This window comes from Aeromicrobium jepli (genome assembly GCF_047246605.1).
Taxonomy (GTDB): Bacteria; Actinomycetota; Actinomycetes; order Propionibacteriales; family Nocardioidaceae; genus Aeromicrobium.
The window spans coordinates 345,236-364,349 of the sequence record NZ_JBFOKO010000002.1 but is presented as its reverse complement, the minus strand read 5'-3'; the positions used below and the strand labels follow the sequence as shown (position 1 = coordinate 364,349).

General features: G+C 71.7%; 22 protein-coding genes. 16 read left to right on the top strand and 6 right to left on the bottom strand.

The features are described 5' to 3' along the window. Positions 1-18 precede the first annotated feature (18 nt). A complete protein-coding gene (locus tag AB3M81_RS05415) occupies positions 19-387 on the top strand; it encodes a VOC family protein (RefSeq protein WP_412902880.1) in 369 nt (122 codons plus the stop codon). A gap of 4 nt (positions 388-391) precedes the next feature. Here AB3M81_RS05415 and AB3M81_RS05410 read toward each other — a convergent pair whose 3' ends face one another. Further along, positions 392-1,174 carry a thioesterase family protein gene (locus AB3M81_RS05410; protein WP_412902879.1) on the bottom strand — a complete coding sequence of 261 codons (783 nt, stop codon included), beginning with the start codon at positions 1,172-1,174 and terminating at the stop codon, positions 392-394. Between the two features lie 49 nt (positions 1,175-1,223). Between AB3M81_RS05410 and dapA the strand changes: the two genes are divergently transcribed. The 15 genes from dapA to AB3M81_RS05335 all read left to right on the top strand — a co-directional run bounded on the left by dapA (position 1,224) and on the right by AB3M81_RS05335 (position 14,146). Then, positions 1,224-2,132: a 4-hydroxy-tetrahydrodipicolinate synthase gene (dapA, locus tag AB3M81_RS05405; protein WP_412902878.1), complete on the top strand. Its 909-nt coding sequence runs from the start codon at positions 1,224-1,226 to the stop codon at positions 2,130-2,132. Continuing rightward, positions 2,132-3,811, top strand: a complete 1,680-nt coding sequence (locus AB3M81_RS05400) for a ribonuclease J (RefSeq protein WP_412902877.1) — start codon at positions 2,132-2,134, stop codon at positions 3,809-3,811. Before dapA ends, AB3M81_RS05400 begins: the two co-directional genes overlap by 1 nt. Positions 3,812-3,879: 68 nt before the next feature. Then, complete coding sequence (locus AB3M81_RS05395) at positions 3,880-4,587, top strand: sirohydrochlorin chelatase (protein WP_412902876.1); 708 nt, start codon at positions 3,880-3,882, stop codon at positions 4,585-4,587. 32 nt (positions 4,588-4,619) lie between these two features. Beyond that, positions 4,620-7,067: an FtsK/SpoIIIE family DNA translocase gene (locus AB3M81_RS05390; protein WP_412902875.1), complete on the top strand. Its 2,448-nt coding sequence runs from the start codon at positions 4,620-4,622 to the stop codon at positions 7,065-7,067. A 90-nt stretch (positions 7,068-7,157) separates the two neighbouring features. After that, positions 7,158-7,481: a CD225/dispanin family protein gene (locus AB3M81_RS05385; RefSeq protein WP_412902874.1), complete on the top strand. Its 324-nt coding sequence runs from the start codon at positions 7,158-7,160 to the stop codon at positions 7,479-7,481. 11 nt (positions 7,482-7,492) lie between these two features. After that, positions 7,493-7,924: a DUF2752 domain-containing protein gene (locus AB3M81_RS05380; protein ID WP_412902873.1), complete on the top strand. Its 432-nt coding sequence runs from the start codon at positions 7,493-7,495 to the stop codon at positions 7,922-7,924. A gap of 15 nt (positions 7,925-7,939) precedes the next feature. After that, positions 7,940-8,575: a CDP-alcohol phosphatidyltransferase family protein gene (locus AB3M81_RS05375; protein ID WP_412902872.1), complete on the top strand. Its 636-nt coding sequence runs from the start codon at positions 7,940-7,942 to the stop codon at positions 8,573-8,575. Beyond that, a complete protein-coding gene (locus AB3M81_RS05370) occupies positions 8,572-9,108 on the top strand; it encodes a CinA family protein (RefSeq protein ID WP_412902871.1) in 537 nt (178 codons plus the stop codon). Before AB3M81_RS05375 ends, AB3M81_RS05370 begins: the two co-directional genes overlap by 4 nt. Next, positions 9,092-9,388, top strand: coding sequence for a helix-turn-helix domain-containing protein (locus AB3M81_RS05365; RefSeq protein ID WP_412902870.1), 297 nt, complete (start codon positions 9,092-9,094; stop codon positions 9,386-9,388). The genes AB3M81_RS05370 and AB3M81_RS05365 overlap by 17 nt, the downstream gene beginning before the upstream one ends. Further along, complete coding sequence (locus tag AB3M81_RS05360) at positions 9,385-9,579, top strand: DUF3046 domain-containing protein (RefSeq protein WP_412902869.1); 195 nt, start codon at positions 9,385-9,387, stop codon at positions 9,577-9,579. The genes AB3M81_RS05365 and AB3M81_RS05360 overlap by 4 nt, the downstream gene beginning before the upstream one ends. Positions 9,580-9,593: 14 nt before the next feature. Then, a complete protein-coding gene (locus AB3M81_RS05355; protein WP_412902868.1) occupies positions 9,594-10,142 on the top strand; it encodes a type 1 glutamine amidotransferase domain-containing protein in 549 nt (182 codons plus the stop codon). 189 nt (positions 10,143-10,331) lie between these two features. Further along, positions 10,332-11,441 carry a recombinase RecA gene (recA, locus tag AB3M81_RS05350; protein WP_412902867.1) on the top strand — a complete coding sequence of 370 codons (1,110 nt, stop codon included), beginning with the start codon at positions 10,332-10,334 and terminating at the stop codon, positions 11,439-11,441. Next, entirely contained in the window at positions 11,441-11,959 is a 519-nt protein-coding gene (locus tag AB3M81_RS05345) for a regulatory protein RecX (RefSeq protein WP_412902866.1), read from the top strand. The genes recA and AB3M81_RS05345 overlap by 1 nt, the downstream gene beginning before the upstream one ends. A gap of 32 nt (positions 11,960-11,991) precedes the next feature. After that, entirely contained in the window at positions 11,992-13,632 is a 1,641-nt protein-coding gene (locus AB3M81_RS05340) for an ABC-F family ATP-binding cassette domain-containing protein (protein WP_412902865.1), read from the top strand. Positions 13,633-13,687: 55 nt separating this feature from the next. Next, positions 13,688-14,146, top strand: a complete 459-nt coding sequence (locus tag AB3M81_RS05335) for a hotdog fold domain-containing protein (RefSeq protein ID WP_412902864.1) — start codon at positions 13,688-13,690, stop codon at positions 14,144-14,146. A gap of 6 nt (positions 14,147-14,152) precedes the next feature. On the opposite strand, the gene AB3M81_RS05330 is transcribed toward AB3M81_RS05335, so the two are convergent. From AB3M81_RS05330 to AB3M81_RS05310, 5 genes are all read right to left on the bottom strand, one after another. Further along, positions 14,153-15,652: an amidohydrolase gene (locus AB3M81_RS05330; protein WP_412902863.1), complete on the bottom strand. Its 1,500-nt coding sequence runs from the start codon at positions 15,650-15,652 to the stop codon at positions 14,153-14,155. Between the two features lie 29 nt (positions 15,653-15,681). After that, positions 15,682-16,527, bottom strand: coding sequence for an amino acid ABC transporter permease (locus AB3M81_RS05325; RefSeq protein ID WP_412902862.1), 846 nt, complete (start codon positions 16,525-16,527; stop codon positions 15,682-15,684). Continuing rightward, positions 16,524-17,180, bottom strand: a complete 657-nt coding sequence (locus AB3M81_RS05320) for an amino acid ABC transporter permease (protein WP_412902861.1) — start codon at positions 17,178-17,180, stop codon at positions 16,524-16,526. The genes AB3M81_RS05325 and AB3M81_RS05320 overlap by 4 nt, the downstream gene beginning before the upstream one ends. A 210-nt stretch (positions 17,181-17,390) precedes the next feature. Further along, positions 17,391-18,275, bottom strand: coding sequence for a glutamate ABC transporter substrate-binding protein (locus tag AB3M81_RS05315; RefSeq protein ID WP_412902860.1), 885 nt, complete (start codon positions 18,273-18,275; stop codon positions 17,391-17,393). 51 nt (positions 18,276-18,326) lie between these two features. Continuing rightward, positions 18,327-19,055 carry an amino acid ABC transporter ATP-binding protein gene (locus AB3M81_RS05310; RefSeq protein ID WP_412903133.1) on the bottom strand — a complete coding sequence of 243 codons (729 nt, stop codon included), beginning with the start codon at positions 19,053-19,055 and terminating at the stop codon, positions 18,327-18,329. Between the last annotated feature and the right edge of the window lie 59 nt (positions 19,056-19,114).

Sequence of the window (19,114 nt, the reverse complement as noted above, 5' to 3'; positions counted from 1 at the left end):
GGAGGACAGGAGGCTCCCATGGCACACGGAGACATCACCCACATCGACATCCCGGTCGCCGACACGGCCAAGGCGCAGGAGTTCTACGCCGGACTGTTCGGCTGGCAGATCCAGGAGTACCCCGGCTACGAGGGCTACCCCATGTGGCAGGCCCCGAACGGCATCAGCGGGGGAGGCCTGGCGCCGCGCTCGGAGGACTTCACCCAGCCGCGCTCGTACGTCGAGGTGGACTCGATCGACGAGACGCTCGCCAAGGTCACCGAGCAGGGCGGTCGCGTCGTGATGGAGCGCCAGCCGATCAGCGAGACCAGCTGGTGGGCGATCTTCGAGGACCCCGACGGCAACGTCGTCGGGCTCTACGAGGGCACGACCGACACGTCCGGCTGAGCGCTCAGAGCAGGATCGCGAGCTGGCGCGACTGCGCCAGCAGGTTCCCGTCCGCGTCCCACAGCTCGCCGTCCTCCTCGTGGAAGCCGGCGGTGACGTGGCGTGTCGTGAACCGCGAGGCGACCCAGGCGCCAGGCGCGGGCAGCCGGTGGAAGTGCACCGTCAGCTGCACGGTCATCGACGCCAGCATGCCCAGCTCCAGCACCGGAGGCGGCATGGCGTCGGCCAGCAGTCCGAGGGCGGGCCAGTCGGTGTCGGCCCCCTCGAGGCGCTGCCACGCGAGCGTCGTCGGGTCGCCGTTCGGCGCGCCCTGCGCCCAGCCGGGCGTCTCGGCCATCCGGTACTCCATGCGGGCGAAGAGGCCGTCCTTCGGCGCGCCGTGCCCGCGCGGGTCGGGGAGCGTGTCGGGGTCGGGCAGCGCCGGCGCCTCGCCCAGCTCGCGCGTCATCCCGTCGTGGTCGCGGGCGAAGCTCGCGGTCATCCGGGCCAGCGGCCGGTCGCCGTGGACGAGGTCGACGTCGACGGTCTGGACGCGGCGGCCCAGCTTGAGCGGCGTGACCGTCATCGTCGCGGTGGTGCCGGGCTCGGGGGAGGCGAAGTACGTGATGCCCGCCACGACGGGCCGACCCACGTCGACGTGGTCCATCGCGGCGCGCAGCATCGAGGCGAGGACCCACCCGCCGTTCGGCTTGCCCAGGGGCGTGTTCCAGCGGTCGGTCACCGCGAGGGTGAGGGTTCCGTCGGCCTCGACGGTGGCGATCGTGTCGTCCGGATAGAAGTCGGTCACCGGCTCATCCTGCCCGAGGCGGTCGGCGCGCTGACGGTAACCTCGGAGCATGACGTCTCCGCTGGCCACCGCGTCCGCTCCGTTCGGCCGGGTGCTGATCGCGATGATCACCCCGTTCACGCCGGAAGGCGAGGTCGACCTCGACGCCGCCGCCAAGGTGGCGACGTACCTGGTCGACTCGGGCGCCGACGGCATCGTCGTCAGTGGCACCACCGGCGAGTCGCCCACCACGACGGGCGAGGAGGACGGCCGCCTGCTGTCCGCCGTGCTCGAGGCGGTGGGCGATCGCGCCACGATCGTCGCGGGCGTCGGCACCAACGACACCCGCCACACGGTCGAGCTCACCCGCGAGGCCGTCCGTCGCGGCGCGCACGGCCTGCTGCTGGTCTCGCCGTACTACAGCAAGCCGCCGCAGGCGGGCCTGCTGGCCAACATCGACGCCGTGATCGAGGCCGCCGGCGACACGCCGATCATGCTCTACGACATCATCGGCCGGACCGGCGTCGAGATCTCCGAGGACACCTACCGCGAGCTCGAGTCGCGCCCGACGGTGCTCGCCGTCAAGGACGCCTCGGGCGACCTGGCCCGCGCCGCACGCCTGCGCGCGAGCTCGCGCCTGGCGATCTACTCGGGCGACGACGTGCTCAACCTGCCGTTCTTCGCCCTGGGTGCCGCGGGCACCGTCAGCGTCATCGGCCACGTGGCCGCCGGCCCGATCAAGCAGATGCTCGAGGCCGTCGACGCGGGCGACCTCGCCCGTGCGCGCGAGATCGACGACTCCCTGCTGCCGATCGCCCACGCGATCATGGGCCAGACGCAGGGCGCGATCGCCGCCAAGGTGGCCATGGCCGAGCTCGGCATCATCCCCAACGCCGCCACGCGGCTTCCCCTCACGCCCGCCACGGACGACCAGGTCCAGGTCATCCGCACCGCACTGAAGGACGCAGGTCTGCTCTGATGAGCCACATGCACACCGAGCTGGCCACGCCGGCTCCGCTCGCCCCCGGCGCCATGCGCGTCGTCCCGCTCGGCGGACTGGGCGAGATCGGTCGCAACATGACCGTCTTCGAGTTCGACGGCAAGCTGCTCATCGTCGACTGCGGCGTGCTGTTCCCCGAGGAGCACCACCCGGGCGTCGACCTGATCCTGCCGGACTTCGGGCCCATCCGGGACCGACTCGACGACGTCGTCGGACTTGTCCTGACGCACGGCCACGAGGACCACATCGGCGGCGTGCCGTACCTGCTGCGCGAGCGGGGCGACATCCCCGTCATCGGCTCGCAGCTGACGCTCGCGCTGCTGGCGCCCAAGCTCAAGGAGCACCGCCTCAAGGACGTGCCGATGCACGTCGTGACCGAGGGCGACGTGCAGTCGTTCGGTCCGTTCGAGTGCGAGTTCGTCGCCGTCAACCACTCGATCCCGGACGCGCTCGCCGTCGCGATCAAGACCGCCGCCGGCGTCGCCCTGCACACGGGCGACTTCAAGATGGACCAGCTGCCGCTCGACGGCCGCATCACCGACCTGCGCGCGTTCGCGCGCCTGGGCGAGGCCGGCGTCGACCTGTTCCTCACCGACTCCACGAACTCCGACGTCCCGGGCTTCACGACCGCCGAGAAGCAGATCACGCCCGCGATCGACGCGGTCTTCGCGCGCAGCAAGAAGCGCATCATCGTCGCGTCGTTCGCCTCGCACGTGCACCGCGTCCAGCAGGTCCTCGACGCCGCCGCCAAGCACGGCCGCAAGGTCGCCTACGTCGGCCGCTCGATGGTCCGCAACATGCAGATCGCCCGCGAGCTGGGCTACCTGCACGTGCCGGACGGCGTCGTGGTGGACCGGATCGACGCCGCGCCGCCCGAGCAGATGGTGCTCATGTCCACCGGGTCGCAGGGCGAGCCGATGGCGGCGCTGTCGCGCATCGCGAACCGCACGCACGACAAGGTCCACCTCGAGCCGGGCGACACGGTCCTGCTGGCCTCCTCGCTCATCCCGGGCAACGAGAACGCCGTCTACCGCGTGATCGACGGTCTGACCAAGCTCGGCGCCAACGTCGTGCACAAGGGCAACGCGCTCGTGCACGTCTCCGGTCACGCCTCGGCCGGCGAGCTGCTCTACTGCTACAACATCGTCCAGCCCTCGAACGTGATGCCGGTGCACGGCGAGATCCGGCACCTGCACGCGAACGCCGCCCTGGCCCGCCAGACCGGCGTGCCCAACACGATCCTGGCCGAGGACGGCTACGCCGTGGACCTCATCGACGGCCACGCGCAGATCGCGGGTGCCTACGACGTGGGCTACGTCTACGTCGACGGCTCCTCGATCGGCGACCTGACGGACTCCGAGCTCAAGGACCGCCGCACGCTCGCGGCGGAGGGCTTCATCTCGGTCATCGCCGTCGTCGACTCCACGACCGGCAAGATCGTCACGGGCCCCGAGATCCACGCCCGCGGCGTCGCCGAGGACGACTCCGTCTTCGAGACGATCCAGCCCAAGCTGGTCGCCGCGCTGGAGGAGGCGCTCGCCGAGGGCGCGTACGACACGACGGCGCTGCAGCAGGTCATGCGGCGCGTCCTGGGGTCGTTCGCGGGCCGCCGCCTGCGCCGCCGCCCGATGATCATCCCGATCGTCCTCGAGGCCTGATCCAGCCGTAACCCAACCTCCGGGACGCCGTAACCCGGGGGAAACACACCCTCAGCACGCTGGGGCGGGTGAGGACTCGGATCATCGTCTGCGGGCACGGCACCACCTCGATCGCCGGCCGGACCGCGCTGTCGCGCCTCGTGAACGCGGTGCGCCGGCAGGCCCGTGGGTACGAGGTCGTCGACGCCTTCGTGGACGTCCAGCACCCGCTGCTGCCGGACGTGGTCGCGGAGACGCCCGGGCCGCGCGTCGTGGTGCCGCTGCTGCTCGGACACGACGAGGCGGCGTCGATGCTGCTGCGCTCCGTCGCCGCGTCGGACGAGATGATCCGCATCGCGCCACCCGTCGGGCCGGACTGGGTCCTCGCCGAGATCGGGGTGCGCCGGCTCATCGAGGCCGGTGCCCGCCCGAGCGACACGATCGTTCTCGTCGCGCCGCACGTGAACGGCCGGCGCGCCCTCGCCGACGTCTCGAGCGCGGCACGCCTCTTGAGCGCCGTCTGGGGTGGTCCCGTGCACGTCGGCGTGGTCGAGGGCGACGGCACGCCCGTCGACCAGGCGCTCGACATCGCCCGCGCGCACAACCAGCGCGTCGTGGTCGCGCTGTACGACCTCGCGCCGGGGGAGGGGAGCGCCCGCATCGGGCGGCTCGGCGCCGATGTCGTCACGGCGCCGCTGCTCGGGGCCGACGCGCCCGATCCCCAGCTGGTCTCCCTGGCCCTCTCGCGGGCCGTCGACGACCCACCGTCGCAGGGGGTTCACGGCGTGGGTCCGTGAGAACCCTCAGGTTCTGGTTTAGCCTTGCGAGCATGGCGAGTCGTACGTCTTCCCCGCCGCGCAAGCGGCCGTCCGGCAGCCAGGCCCGCACGAAGAAGCCGGCAGCGCGCAAGCAGCCCGCGCGCAAGCCCGCCGCACCCCGTACCGGACCTGGTCCACTCAGTGCTGCCCTGCAGGGGGTGCTGCGCGCCTCCACGGCCTTCTGGCTCGGCCTCGCCGGCGTCGTCGGCGCGATCGCGCGCAGCATCGGCCACGGCGCGCGCGAGCTTGACGCCGAGCAGCGCCGCGACGGCGTGGGCCTCGGACTCGTCTCGCTCGCGCTCGTCACCGCCGCCGCCGTGTGGTGGGACGTCACGGGCCCCGTCGGCGACGTCGCCCGCCGGATCACCACCGGCACGGTGGGCGTCCTGGCCTGGGCCGTCCCGATCCTGCTGTGCGTCGTCGCGTGGCGCACGCTGCGCCACCCCGACCGCAACGGCCCCGCCGGGCGCCAGGTGATCGGCTGGAGCGCGATCGTCGGCGGCGTCCTGGGCCTGGTGCACCTCGCCCACGGCACGCCGCGCCCCAGCGACCCGGACATGTCCGAGGCCGGGGGAGCGATCGGCTTCCTGTTCTCGGCGATCCTGGTCGACCTGCTCAAGACCGCCTGGGTCGTCGCGCCCATCCTCGTGCTCGTCGTCGTGTTCGGGGTCCTCGTCGTCACCGGCACCCCGCTGTACGCCGTCCCCGACCGCGTGCGCGGCCTGCTGGGCCGGGCGAAGGGCGAGGCCGAGGCGGCCGCCGAGCCCGAGCCGGCTCCGGCGAGGAAGCGCCACCCGCGCACGGTGCCCGTCGTGGACGACGAGCCGTTCGAGAACCCGCTCGTCGACGGTCCCGACGAGGACCGCCAGGTGGCCGTCGAGCCGCGCAAGCCCGTCCTGCCCGCGCAGGCCCTGTCCGAGCCCGAGCCGCAGCCCGAGCTGCGCGAGATGGAGCCGCTGCCGGTCCGCGCCGAGCAGCTGGCCCTGTCCGGCGACGTCGTCTACACGCTGCCCGAGCCCTCGGCTCTCAAGGAGGGCACGCCGCCCAAGACCCGCTCGGCCGCGTCCGACGAGGTCGTCGCCCGCCTGACCGAGGTGCTCGAGCAGTTCCAGATCGACGCGACCGTCACGGGCTACACCCGCGGCCCGACGGTCACCCGCTACGAGGTCGAGCTCGGCCCCGCGGTCAAGGTCGAGAAGGTCACCGCGCTGAGCAAGAACATCTCGTACGCCGTCGCGTCCAACGAGGTCCGCATCCTGTCGCCGATCCCGGGCAAGAGCGCCATCGGCGTCGAGATCCCGAACGTCGACAAGGAGATGGTCTCGCTCGGCGACGTGCTGCGCTCGAACAAGGCGCGCAGCGACCACCACCCGATGGTCATCGGCCTGGGCAAGGACGTCGAGGGCGGCTACGTCGTGGCCAACCTCGCGAAGATGCCCCACCTGCTCGTGGCCGGCGCCACGGGCTCGGGCAAGTCGTCGTTCGTGAACTCGATGATCTCGTCGATCCTCATGCGCTCCACGCCCGACGAGGTCCGCATGATCCTGGTCGACCCCAAGCGCGTCGAGCTCAACGCGTACGAGGGCATCCCGCACCTCATCACGCCGATCATCACGAACCCGAAGAAGGCCGCGGAGGCGCTGCAGTGGGTCGTGCGCGAGATGGACCTGCGCTACGACGACCTGGCCAACTTCGGCTACCGGCACATCGACGACTTCAACAAGGCCGTCGCCTCGGGCAAGGTGCAGCCGCCCCCGGGCAGCGAGCGCGTCCTGACGCCCTACCCGTACCTGCTCGTGGTGGTCGACGAGCTCGCCGACCTCATGATGGTCGCCCCGCGCGACGTCGAGGACTCGATCGTGCGCATCACGCAGCTGGCGCGCGCGGCCGGCATCCACCTCGTGCTCGCCACGCAGCGACCCAGCGTCGACGTGGTCACGGGCCTGATCAAGGCCAACGTGCCCAGCCGCCTGGCGTTCGCCACCAGCTCCCTGGCCGACAGCCGCGTCATCCTGGACCAGCCCGGCGCCGAGAAGCTCGTGGGCCAGGGCGACGGCCTGTTCCTGCCGATGGGCGCGAACAAGGCGATGCGCATGCAGGGCGCGTGGATCACCGAGGCCGAGATCCTCACGATCGTCCAGCACTGCAAGGACCAGCTCAAGCCGTCCTACCGCGACGACGTCACGGCGCCGGCGCAGGCCAAGCGCGACCTCGACGACGACATCGGCGACGACCTCGACCTCGTGCTGCAGGCGATCGAGCTCGTGGTCAACACGCAGTTCGGCTCGACGTCGATGCTCCAGCGCAAGCTGCGCGTCGGGTTCGCGAAGGCGGGCCGGCTCATGGACATCCTCGAGAGTCGCGGCGTCGTGGGTCCGAGCGAGGGCTCCAAGGCGCGCGACGTGCTGGTCAAGCCGGACGACCTCGACGACGTGCTGGCGAGCGTCCAGGCGGGTTGACCCGGGAGCGGGTGAACATTCCATTAGGCTCGAGCGGACCATCCGCGTTCACTCGCTCAGGGGTGAACGGGAACGCGAAAGGACTGCTGCATGACCTACAACGCTCCGCCGCCGCCCCCGCCCTCGGGCGCCTACGGTGGCTCGACCCCGCCGCCGAACAACCTCGTCTGGGCCATCCTGACGACGCTGTTCTGCTGCCTGCCGCTCGGCGTGGTCTCGATCGTCTACGCCGCGCAGGTCAACGGCAAGTTCGCCGCCGGTGACGTCGCGGGTGCGCAGGAGTCGTCGCGCAAGGCCAAGCAGTGGGCCATCTGGTCCGCCGTGGTCGGCGTCGTCGTCCTCGTGCTCTACATCGCCTTCATCGTGATCGTCGCGGCGAGCGGCGGCGGCTCGTCGTCCTCGACGTCCCTGTGACACTGGATCACGTGAACTCGCGCCCCGTGCCCGCCGGAGACTCCCGGCGGCGCGGGGCGCTCGCGTTCGTCGCCACGACGGCCGCCGCGGTCGCCGCCACGGCGACGGTCGCGCTCGTCTCGCCGGAGGAGTCGGGGCACTACCCGACGTGCCCGTTCCTGGCGCTGACGGGCCTGTACTGCCCGGGCTGCGGCAGCCTGCGGACGGTCCACGCGCTCGCGCACGGCGACCTCGCCACCGCATGGGACCGCAACCCGCTCGCGATGGTGCTGCTGCCCGTCGTGCTGGTCGCCTGGGTCGCGTGGGGACTGCGACTCGCCGGAGTGCGCGCGTGGCACCCGAGCCGCGTGCCGGCCCCGTGGATCTGGGCGCTCCTGGGCGTCGTCCTCGTCTACTGGGTGGCCCGGAACGTGCCCGGATGGACGTGGCTCTCGCCCCTCTAGGGGATACTCGTACCCATGGACTCGCCGAGCCCGGTGCACAAGCCGAGCAACCTGAACGTCCCGAACGCCCTGACCGTCCTGCGCATCGCGGGCGTCCCCGTGTTCGGCTGGCTGCTGCTGCACGACGGCGGCGCCTCGGTCGAGTGGCGCATCGCCGCCTGGGCCGCGTTCGCGCTGCTCATGGCCACGGACAAGGTCGACGGCGACATCGCCCGCAAGCACGGCCTCGTCACCGACTTCGGCAAGATCGCCGACCCGATCGCCGACAAGGCGCTCACGGGCATGGCCTTCATCGGCCTGGGCATCATCTTCTCGGACCAGTCCTGGAGCGCGCTGTTCTGGATCGCCGTCGTCGCGATGCTCGTGCGCGAGTGGGGCATCACGGTCATGCGCATCGTCATGGTGCGCCGCGGGTTCGTCATGCCGGCGAGCCGGGGCGGCAAGCTCAAGACCGTCCTGCAGTCCGTCGCGATCGCCGGCTACTGCCTGCCGTTCGAGCTGTGGGACGGCGTCGTCCCCGCCCTGCTGCTCGGCGTCACCCACGTGCTCATGGCGGCGGCGTTCGTCGTCGCGATCGTGACCGGCGTCCAGTACGTCCTCGACGCGCGCAGGCTCGCCGCCCAGCCCTCGGCGGGTGACGTCGCGCGGTGACCGACGAGGTCGACGTCGCCGCGCTGGTGGCACAACTGCGCGCGGTGGGGCACACCGTCGCGGCCGCCGAGTCGCTCACGGGCGGGCTCGTCACGGCGACGCTCGTCGACGTGGCGGGCGCCTCGCGGGTCGTCCGCGGCGGGGTCGTGGCCTACCAGGCCGACCTCAAGACCCGCCTGGTCGGCGTCGACGCGGGCCTGATCGACCGTGAGGGCACGGTGAACGCCGGCGTCGCGGAGCAGCTGGCCCTCGGCGTGCGGCGCGAGCTCGGCGCCACGTGGGGCCTGGGCACGACCGGCGTGGCCGGCCCCGGTCCGGCCGAGGGCCACCCGGCGGGCACGGTGCACGTCGCCGTCGCGGGACCGGACGGGGTGACCAGCCGGCGGCTCAGGCTCGAGGGCGACCGTGCCGCCGTCCGACGCGGGGCGGTCCACGCCGTCCTGGCGGACCTGCACTATAGGCTGGGGAAGAACCACGGCTCGACGGACGTTGAGTCAGGCAGGGAAGGTGGTGGCCATGACAGCGATGCGTGAACTGATCGGCGACGTGCTCCGGGCACGCCGGCTCGCCGAGGGCCTCACCCTGCGCGACGTGTCCGAGCGCGCCCGCGTCAGCCTGGGGTACATCTCCGAGGTCGAGCGTGGCCAGAAGGAGGCCAGCTCCGAGCTGCTCGCCGCCCTCGCCCAGGCGCTCGACGTCCCCCTCAGCAAGGTCCTGCTGGACGTCAGCTCGCTGCTCGAGGTCGAGGAGGCCGCCGAGCTGGCGACCGTGTCCTCGATCGCCCCGGGCGCGGCACGGGCCTCCGCCGCGTGAGGCACAGCGAGTTCTGGCAGCGGATGGAGGCCGCGCTCGGCAGCGCGTACGCCGAGTCGTGGGCCCGTCAGCAGGCGATCACGTCGCTGGGCGGCCGCACGCCCTTCCAGGCCCTCGAGGAGGGCGTGGACCCGCAGAAGGTCTGGCGCGCGGTGCACGCGACGCTCGACCTGCCGCCTCGCGATCGCTGAGCTAGCGTCGAGGGATGAGTGATCTTCCCGACCTGAACGGCAAGCGCGTCGCGATCATCGCGACCGATTTCTTCGAGGAGTCCGAGCTCACCACCCCGCGTGACGAGCTGGCGAAGGCCGGCGCGGACGTGCGCGTGTACGCGCCGCACACGGGCACGCTGCAGGCGATGAGCGGCGACACGGACAAGACCATCACCGTCGACGTCGACGGCACGCTCGACGAGCTCGACCCGTCGTCCTTCGACGCGGTCGTGGTCCCCGGCGGCACGGTCAACGCCGACCACCTCCGCACCGAGGAGCGTGCGCAGCAGATCGTCAAGGACGTGCTGGCCTCCGGGCGGCCGCTCGCGGCGATCTGCCACGCCCCGTGGCTGCTGGTCTCGGCCGGCCTCGTCGAGGGCAAGCGGCTGACCAGCTTCCCGAGCCTCTCGGTCGACGTGCGCAACGCGGGAGGGGAGTGGGTCGACGAGACCGTCGTGGTGGACGGCAACCTCATCACGAGTCGCAACCCCGACGACCTGCCCGCGTTCGTCGGCGCCATCGCCGACGCGCTCACCGCGTAACCACGCATCGCGTCCGGCGTGTCGTCGACCGTCGAACACGTGTTCGGCTAGGCTGATCCACAGGCCGACGGTCAGGTCGGGCGGCATCCACAGGCGAGTCGACGAGGCTCACAAATGTCAGTGGGCCCGCCTACCGTCGAAGATGGCCCGCCACCCGACCGCGACGGTCGACGACACGAAGGACGCAGCATGCCTCCCAAGAGCAGCACCCCCTCGAACAAGGAACTCGCGAAGGAGCGAGCCAACAAGGACAAGGCGATCGAGAACGCCCTGGCCCAGATCGACCGCTCGTACGGCAAGGGCGCCGTGATGCGTCTGGGCGACCAGGCCCGCGCGCCGATCGAGGTCATCCCGACGGGCGCCGTGTCGCTCGACGTCGCGCTGGGCATCGGCGGACTGCCCCGCGGCCGTGTCATCGAGATCTACGGCCCGGAGTCCTCGGGCAAGACGACCGTCGCCCTGCACGCCGTCGCCAACGCGCAGAAGGCCGGCGGCGTGGCCGCCTTCATCGACGCCGAGCACGCGCTCGACCCCGAGTACGCGCGCAAGCTGGGCGTCGACACCGACGCGCTGCTCGTGTCGCAGCCCGACTCCGGTGAGCAGGCCCTCGAGATCGCCGACATGCTGATCCGCTCCGGCGCCCTCGACATCATCGTCATCGACTCCGTCGCCGCCCTCGTGCCGCGCGCCGAGATCGACGGCGAGATGGGCGACAGCCACGTCGGCCTCCAGGCTCGCCTCATGAGCCAGGCGCTGCGCAAGATGACCGGCGCCATCAACGGCTCAGGCACGACGGCGATCTTCATCAACCAGCTGCGCGAGAAGATCGGCGTCATGTTCGGCAGCCCCGAGACCACGACGGGCGGCAAGGCGCTCAAGTTCTACGCCTCCGTGCGCCTGGACGTGCGCCGCATCGAGACGCTCAAGGACGGCACCGACATGGTCGGCAACCGCACCCGCGTCAAGGTCGTCAAGAACAAGGTCGCGCCGCCGTTCAAGCAGGCCGAGTTCGACATCATGTACGGCCAGGGCATCAGCCGCGAGGGCAGCCTCATCGACCTGGGCGTGGAGGCGGGCTTCGTCCGCAAGGCCGGCGCCTGGTACACGTACGAGGGCGACCAGCTCGGCCAGGGCAAGGAGAACGCCCGCAACTTCCTGCGCGACAACCCCGACCTCGCCGACGAGATCGACAAGCGCATCAAGGAGCACCTCGGCATCGGCGCCAAGGTCGACCAGCCGGCCGACCCGGCGACCGTCGTCGACGACCTGTCCGGCGATCTCTCGGCCGCCGACTTCTGATGCTCGACCCGGCGGACCCGGACGCGGACCCGCGCGCTGTGGTCGTGGCCGGCCGGACGATCGCGATGGATCGCCTGGCCGCCCGCGACCGCAGTCGCGGTGAGCTGCTCGAGGCGCTCGCGCGGCGCAAGTTCCCCGAGGACGTGGCGACGGTCGTGGTCGACCAGCTGCAGTCCGAGGGCCTCGTCGACGACGAGCGGTTCGCCCGCGCCTGGGTCGACCAGCGCGGCCGCACGAAGGGCCTCGCCGCGTCGGTCCTGCGGATGGAGCTCCGTCGCAAGGGCGTCGCCGACGACGTCATCGACACGGTCCTGGACGACGTCGACCCGGGGGAGGAGCGCCAGGCGGCGCACCGGCTCGTGCAGCGCAAGCTGCGCTCGGTGCAGGGGCTGGACCCGTCCGTGCAGGTCCGGCGACTGACCGCGATGCTCGCCCGCAAGGGCTACGCGCCGCAGGTGGCCTTCGACGTCGTGCGTGAGGAGCTGGGCGCCGAGGCCGAGCCGCTCGAGTCGATGTGAGGTCCGGCGGCCCGGTTGCCTAGGATCGCGAGGTGAGCGCCACTCTCGTCGCCAAGGGCCTGTCCGGCGGGCATGCCCATCGCACGCTGTTCGAGGGCCTCGACCTCACGGTCGCCCCCGGCGACGTCGTGGGGGTCGTCGGCGCCAACGGGGCGGGCAAGTCGACGCTGCTGTCCCTGCTGGCCGGGGAGGTCGCGCCGCTCGCCGGCACGGTGTCGCTCGCGCCGGCGGACGCGTTCGTGGGCTGGCTCCCGCAGGAGCACGAGCGGCGTCCCGGCGAGACGGTGGGCGCCTACCTCGCGCGTCGCACCGGAGCCGCGGCAGCCACCGAGGCGATGGAGTCCGCCGCGGCGGCACTCGGCTCGGGTGAGCCCGGCGTCGATGACGTCTACGCCGCGGCGCTCGACCACTGGCTCGCCTCGGGCGCACCCGACCTCGACGAGCGGATCCCGGCGGTGCTGGGCGAGCTGCGGCTGGGCGTGGGCGTGGACGCCCTCATGACCTCGCTGTCCGGCGGGCAGGCGGCGCGGGTGGGGCTGGCCGCCCTGCTGCTCAGCCGGTTCGACGTCGTGCTCCTGGACGAGCCGACGAACGACCTCGACCTCGACGGGCTCGAGCGGCTCGAGGCCCTCGTCTCCGGCCTGCGGGCCGGGATCGTCCTGGTGTCGCACGACCGCGAGTTCCTCGCCCGGTGCGTCACGCGCGTCGTCGAGCTGGACCTGGCGCAGCACCAGGTGCGCGTCTACGACGGCGGCTACGACGCGTTCCTCGAGGAGCGGGCCGTGCTGCGCCGCCACGCGCGCGAGGACTACGAGCAGTACGCCGCCATGAAGGCCGACCTCGTGGCGCGCGCCCGGACGCAGCGCGAGTGGAGCTCGCAGGGCACGCGCAACGCCATGCGCAAGAGCCCCGACAACGACAAGATCCGCCGCCGCGCCCAGACCGAGTCCTCCGAGAAGCAGGCCCAGAAGGTCCGCCAGATGGAGTCGCGCATCGCCCGGCTCGAGGAGGTCGCGGAGCCGCGCAAGGAGTGGGAGCTGCGCTTCGAGATCGCGGCCGCGCCGAGATCCAGCACCGTGGTTGCGACCCTCGACGCGGTGACGTTCGAGCGGGGCGACTTCGTCCTGGGCCCCGTCTCGGTCCAGGTGAACGCGGGAGACCGGGTCGGGATCACCGGGGCGAACGGCGCCGGCAAGACGACGCTGCTGCGGCTGCTGCTGGGGCGGCTCGAGCCCACGAGTGGCCGCGCGTCCCTGGGCGCGTCACTGTCGCTCGGCGAGATCGACCAGGCCAGGTCGGTGCTGGCCGAGGACGCGACGCTCGGCGACGCGATGGAGGCCGCGTTGCCCGACCTCACGGGGGCCGAGGTGCGCACCCTGCTGGCGAAGTTCGGGCTCAAGGCCGACCAGGTCGCCAGCCTCGTGGGCGACCTGTCGCCGGGGGAGCGGACCCGCGCCGCGATGGCGCTGCTGCAGGCGCGTGCGGTCAACGTGCTCGTGCTCGACGAGCCGACGAACCATCTCGACCTGCCGGCGATCGAGCAGCTGGAGCAGGCGCTCGCCGCCTACGAGGGCGCCCTGCTGCTCGTGTCCCACGACCGGCGGCTCCTCGACGCCGTGAGCCTCGACCAGCGCTGGCACGTCGAGGACGGACGAGTCGTCACGACGCTCTGAGTCAGGGGCTCCGGATCGGATGACAAAGGAAGTGACTCGCGAGTAACATCGGGTCATGGCCTCGACCTTCGACCTCTATCGCCGCATCACGTCGCTGCCGAAGGGCAGCTCGGCGTTCAGCCTGCTGTACGGCCTCAAGGCGCCGTACTTCCGCAGCGCGCACATCGCCGTGACCGACATGCGACCTCACCGTGGCGAGGTCGTCGTGCCGTTGCGCCGCTCCACCAAGAACCACATCGGCACGGTGCACGCGATCGCGGCCTGCAACGGTCTCGAGGCCGCGATGGGGCTGCTCGCCGAGGCGACGTGCCCGCCCGGCCACCGGTGGCTACCGAAGGGCATGGACGTGAGGTACCTGGCCAAGTCGGACTCCGACGTGGTGTGCACTGCCGAGACGACCGCGGCCGACTGGGCGCAGGCGCCCGACGTGCCGGTCACGGTCCGTGCGACCCGCGCCGACGGCACCGTCACTGTCGAGGGCACGATCCACCTCTGGGTCACGCCCACGCGCTGATCCGGGTCAGTCGGCGAACGGGCCCGTCGCGTGCGTGAGCCGACCGGCTCGCAGGGTGGCCTCCACCTGCACGGCGCGCAGTAGCGCGGCGGCCTCGGCGCTGTCCCCGGTCGCGGCCAGGGGATCGCGGTCCAGGACGGCGAGGTCGGCGGGCTGTCCGGAGGCCAGGGTGTCCCGGCCGTCCACGCTCGCCGCGAGCGCCTCGGCGGGCGTGACCGCCTCGGTGGCGTTCCACGGCTCCCGCTCGTCGGCGGAGCGGTGGACGGCGGCCGCCATCGACTCCCACGGGTCCAGGACGGCCACGGGCGCGTCCGAACCGAACACCATCGGGACGCCGGCGTCGAGCATCGACCGCAGCGGGAAGCATCGCTCCGCGCGATCGGGCCACAGCTGGGCCGTCGCCTCGCGGTCGTCGAGCAGGTGCCCGGGCTGGACGCTGGCGGTCAGTCCCAGCGACGCCATCGTCGCGATGTCGCGAGCCGTCATGAGCTGCGCGTGCTCGATGCTGCCGCTCGCGCCGCTGGCCGCGAACGCCGCGAGGGCCTCGTGCGCCGCGGCGTCGCCGATGGCGTGCACGGCGGCGCGCAGGCCGTGGGCGCTCGCGCGGCCGAGCAGGGCGGTGAGCTCGGCGCGGTCGTGGTTCTGGACGCCGCGGTTGCTGCTGCCGGCGTACGGCTCGTGGCAGTACGCCGTCCGTGAGTTGAGAGAGCCGTCCGAGATGATCTTCAGCGGTCCGAGCCGCACGGTCCCGTCGGGAGTGAGGGGCGAGCCGGTGCGCAGTCCGGCCTCGATCACGGCGTCGAGGTGGTCGGCGTAGACGGCGGTCCGCACCCACAGCGCGTCCGCGCCCGCGTGCACCCGTCCGGGCCAGGTCAGCAGCGGCTCGCTGAACTCGAAGTCGCCGATGCCGACGACGCCGCGGGCGGCCGCCGCCTCCACGGCGGCGCGGACGGCCGCGTCGCCGTCCTGGGCGCTGTTGCGCTCGATGACGTGGGTCATCAGCTCGAACCAGGCCAGCTCGGTGAGCGGGCCGTCGGCGGGGACGGCGCCGAGCGCACGGAAGGCGGCCGAGTTCAGCCAGCCGGCGTGCGCGTCGCCGCTCGTCAGGACCACGGGGCGGTCGCCGGTCACGGCGTCCAACTCGGCGACCGTGGGCTCGCGCCGCCAGTCGGTCAGTCGGAAGCCGAAGCCGAACAGCCAGTCGCCGGCGCGGCACGAGCCGAGGTGGTCGCGCACGAGCGCCAGCACCTCGGCTGGGTCGCTCGTGCCCGAGACGTCCAGGCGCGTGCGGACCTGCGCCCACTGCGTGAAGTGCACGTGCTGGTCCCACAGCCCCGGCATGACCCAGCGGCCGTCGGCATCCACGACGCGCTCGCCGGCCTCGGGTCGCAGCTCGGGCGCGACGGCGGTGATCGTGCCGTCGGCGATCCGCAGCGAGACGGGGTCCGGGGGAGCGGCGGTGCGCACCGGCACGAGCCGCACGTGGCGCAGCAGCAAGGAGGTCACGGCGACATTGTCACCATGGGCCTCACACGTCAGGCAGTCGCCCCCGGGGTGCCGGCGCGTGCGCTCTCGAGGTCGACGGCGTGAACGGTCTTGGACTCCGTCAGACGGCGCTGGACGTACACGCCGATGCGGGACAGGATCACGTTCAGCACGATGTAGATCGCGGCCAGGACGATGGCCGTGGCGAGCCGGTTGTCGAACTCGCGCCAGATCTCGCGACCGATCGTGGTGAGGCCGGGCGCGAGGATGTAGTAGCCCAGCGAGGTGTCCTTGAGCACCACGACGCACTGGCTGATGATCGCCGGCGTCATGATCTTGATGGCCTGGGGCAGCTGGATCATCCGGGTGACGGCGGTCTTGCGCATGCCGAGCGCGTAGGCGGCCTCGACCTGTCCCTGGGGGACGGCGTTGATGCCGGCGCGGAAGACCTCCGCCAGCACGGATCCGTTGTACAGCGTCAGTCCGAGCACGAGCGGTGCGATGACCCCGACACGCGTGTCGAAGCCCCAGAACCAGATGAAGATGATCAGCAGCAGCAGCGGGACGGCGCGGAAGAACTCGACGACGCTCCACGCCACGACTCGGACCGGGCGATGGTCGGAGAGCTTCGCCACGCCGAACAGGACGCCGAAGACGACGGCGAGGACGATCGACAGGACCGCGACGAGCAGGGTGTCGAGGATGGCCCGACCGATGAGCTCGAGGTAGGCGGGCGTGGCGAACACCTCCCACTTCTCGGCGGAGAACTGACCCTCGGAGCCGAGCTTCCACACGATGCCCAGTGCGAGCAGGACCAGCGCGACCACGGTCAGGACGCCGGCGATCGCGTGGCGGCGTCGGGCTCGAGGGCCGGCGACGTCGTAGAGGACGCTCATCGGTAGACCACCTTCCAGCGGCGTTCGAAGGTGGTCGCGACGGCGCTGATGATCGCGACGAGGACGATGTACCCGAACGCGAAGCCCAGGAAGACCTGCAGCATCTCCGTGGCATACGTGTTCAGGAAGCCGCGCATGCGGAACGTGGCCTCGGCGATGCCGAACACGGCGGCCAGGGAGGTGTTCTTCACCAGGGCGATGAACGCGCTGGCCATCGGCGGCACGGTGAGGCGGAACGCCTGGGGAAGGACGACCTGCCTCATGATCCCGGTGAACGGCATCCCGATGGCTCGGGCAGCCTCGGCCTGGCCGACGGGCACGCCGTTCAGGCCGGAGCGCAGCGCCTCGCTGACGAAGGCCGCGGTGTACAGGCCCATGGCCAAGGTGATGTTCCAGAAGAAGCCGAAGTCGATCCCGATCTCGGGCAGACCGTAGTAAGTCAGCAGGATCAGCACGAGCAGGGGGGTGTTCCGGAAGACCGTGACGTAGCCGGTGCCGACCCCGCGCAGGATCGGAACGGGGGAGACCCGTGCGACGGCCACGAGGGTTCCGACGACGAGCGCCAGCAGTCCGGACGACGCCGTGAGGCGGGCCGTCGTCCAGAAGCCTTGCAGGTACAGCTGCCAGCCGTCGTCAGTGAGCAGCCAGTCCACGGGCCACCTCCAGGTTTGTCGAGTCACGTCGTCGGGGGGGGGCGGCCCCCCCGCGCCCCCCCCCCGCGGGGGGGAGGGGGCCGGGGGGGGGGGGGGGGGGGGGGCCCCCCCCCCCCCCCCCCCCCCCCGCCGCGCCCCCCCCCCCCCCCCGCGGGGCCGCCCCCCGGGGGGGGGGGGCCCCCCCCCCGCGCCCCCCCACGACGAGGGGGATCAGGCGCAGGGGTCGAGCGTGGGCGGGTCGCCCGCCTCGCCGCCACCCTTGCCGAGCGTCGAGTCGAACGCCTCCTTCCACGTGCCGTCCTCGAAGGCGGACGTGAGGGACTCGTTGATGAACTCGCACAGCTCGGGGTGGTCCTTGCCGTAGCCGATGCCGTAGCGCTCCTCGGAGAACGGCTCGCCGACGACCTTGAGCTTGTCCGGGTCCTCGGCGGCGTAGCCCAGCAGGATCGCCGCGTCGGTGGTGACCGCGTCGACCGAGCCGTTGAGCAGCTGGTCCACGCACTCGGAGTAGGTGTCGAAGCCCGCGGGCGTCGCGCCGTACTTCTTCTCGACCGTCTCGATCGAGGTGGAGCCGGTGACCGAGCAGACCTTCTTGCCCTTGAGGTCGTCAGCGCCCTTGATGGAGTCGTCGTCCTTGGCGACCAGGAGGCTCTGGCCCGTGACGTAGTACGGGCCGGCCTGGCCCACGACCTGACGGCGCTCGTCGGTGATCGAGTAGGAGGCGATCACGAAGTCGACCGTGCCGTTCTGCAGGAAGGGCTCGCGGTTGGCCGAGACGGTCTCGACCCACTCGATGTCGGCGGCGTCGATGCCGAGCTTCGCGGCCAGGATCTTGCCGATGGCCGGATCGAAGCCTGTGGGCGTGTCCGAGGCGGCGGACTTGAAGCCCACGCCGGGCTGGTCGTACTTGACGCCGATCTTGACCTTGCCGGCCTCCTGCAGCTCGGCCATGCGCGTGCCGGACTCGAAGTCCTGCTTCTCGACCTCGACGTCGGGGCCGGAGTCGCCCTCGTCGTTGCCCGCGTCGCCGCAGGCGCTCAGTGCCAGCAGGCCGGCGGCCAGGACGGCCGCGAACCGTGTGCGTCGTGCTCTCATGTTTCGTCCTCCCCCTTCGGGATCATGTGTGAGAAAAACGTGGTGCGATGGTCAGTGCTTGAGGATCTTGCTCAGGAAGTCCTTCGCGCGATCGCTCTGGGGGTTGGTGAAGAACTCCTCCGGGGTGTTCTGCTCGATGATGCGCCCGTCGGCCATGAACACCACACGGTCGGCGGCGGTACGGGCGAAGCCCATCTCGTGCGTGACGACGACCATCGTCATGCCGCGGCGAGCGAGGTCGACCATCGTCTCGAGGACCTCGGAGATCATCTCCGGGTCGAGCGCCGAGGTGGGCTCGTCGAAGAGCATGACCTTGGGGTCCATCGCCAGCGCCCGCGCGATCGCGACGCGCTGCTGCTGGCCGCCGGAGAGCTGCGAGGGGACCTTCGCCGCCTGCGAGGCGACGCCCACGCGCTCGAGCAGCTCGTGCGCGCGCTGGTCGGCCTCGGCCTTGGACTTGCCCAGCACCTTGATGGGTCCGAGGGTCACGTTCTCCAGGACCGTCTTGTGGCTGAACAGGTTGAACGACTGGAACACCATGCCGACCTCGGCGCGCAGCCGGGCGAGCGCCTTGCCCTCCTCGGGCAGGGGGACGCCGTCGATCTCGATCGTGCCCTCGTTGATCGGCTCGAGCCGGTTGATGGCGCGGCACAGCGTCGACTTGCCCGAGCCCGACGGCCCGATCACGACGACGACCTCACCGGCCGCGACCTCGAAGTCGATGTCCTGCAGGACGTGGAGGTCACCGAACCACTTCTGGACGCCGCTCATCTTGACCATCGGCGTCGTGCTTGCTCCCATGTCGCCTTACCCAACCGCAGCGCCCCATCACGTGCAAG

What these genes read in the sequence shown, in the direction of transcription:
- recA (WP_412902867.1), top strand. Translation starts at nt 10,332, where the DNA reads ATGCCTCCCAAGAGCAGCACCCCCTCGAACAAGGAACTCGCGAAGGAG.
- AB3M81_RS05315 (WP_412902860.1), bottom strand. Translation starts at nt 18,275, where the DNA reads ATGAGAGCACGACGCACACGGTTCGCGGCCGTCCTGGCCGCCGGCCTG.
- AB3M81_RS05375 (WP_412902872.1), top strand. Translation starts at nt 7,940, where the DNA reads ATGGACTCGCCGAGCCCGGTGCACAAGCCGAGCAACCTGAACGTCCCG.
- AB3M81_RS05365 (WP_412902870.1), top strand. Translation starts at nt 9,092, where the DNA reads ATGACAGCGATGCGTGAACTGATCGGCGACGTGCTCCGGGCACGCCGG.
- AB3M81_RS05310 (WP_412903133.1), bottom strand. Translation starts at nt 19,055, where the DNA reads ATGGTCAAGATGAGCGGCGTCCAGAAGTGGTTCGGTGACCTCCACGTC.
- dapA (WP_412902878.1), top strand. Translation starts at nt 1,224, where the DNA reads ATGACGTCTCCGCTGGCCACCGCGTCCGCTCCGTTCGGCCGGGTGCTG.
- AB3M81_RS05325 (WP_412902862.1), bottom strand. Translation starts at nt 16,527, where the DNA reads ATGAGCGTCCTCTACGACGTCGCCGGCCCTCGAGCCCGACGCCGCCAC.
- AB3M81_RS05355 (WP_412902868.1), top strand. Translation starts at nt 9,594, where the DNA reads ATGAGTGATCTTCCCGACCTGAACGGCAAGCGCGTCGCGATCATCGCG.
- AB3M81_RS05385 (WP_412902874.1), top strand. Translation starts at nt 7,158, where the DNA reads ATGACCTACAACGCTCCGCCGCCGCCCCCGCCCTCGGGCGCCTACGGT.
- AB3M81_RS05415 (WP_412902880.1), top strand. Translation starts at nt 19, where the DNA reads ATGGCACACGGAGACATCACCCACATCGACATCCCGGTCGCCGACACG.
- AB3M81_RS05390 (WP_412902875.1), top strand. Translation starts at nt 4,620, where the DNA reads ATGGCGAGTCGTACGTCTTCCCCGCCGCGCAAGCGGCCGTCCGGCAGC.
- AB3M81_RS05335 (WP_412902864.1), top strand. Translation starts at nt 13,688, where the DNA reads ATGGCCTCGACCTTCGACCTCTATCGCCGCATCACGTCGCTGCCGAAG.
- AB3M81_RS05345 (WP_412902866.1), top strand. Translation starts at nt 11,441, where the DNA reads ATGCTCGACCCGGCGGACCCGGACGCGGACCCGCGCGCTGTGGTCGTG.
- AB3M81_RS05400 (WP_412902877.1), top strand. Translation starts at nt 2,132, where the DNA reads ATGAGCCACATGCACACCGAGCTGGCCACGCCGGCTCCGCTCGCCCCC.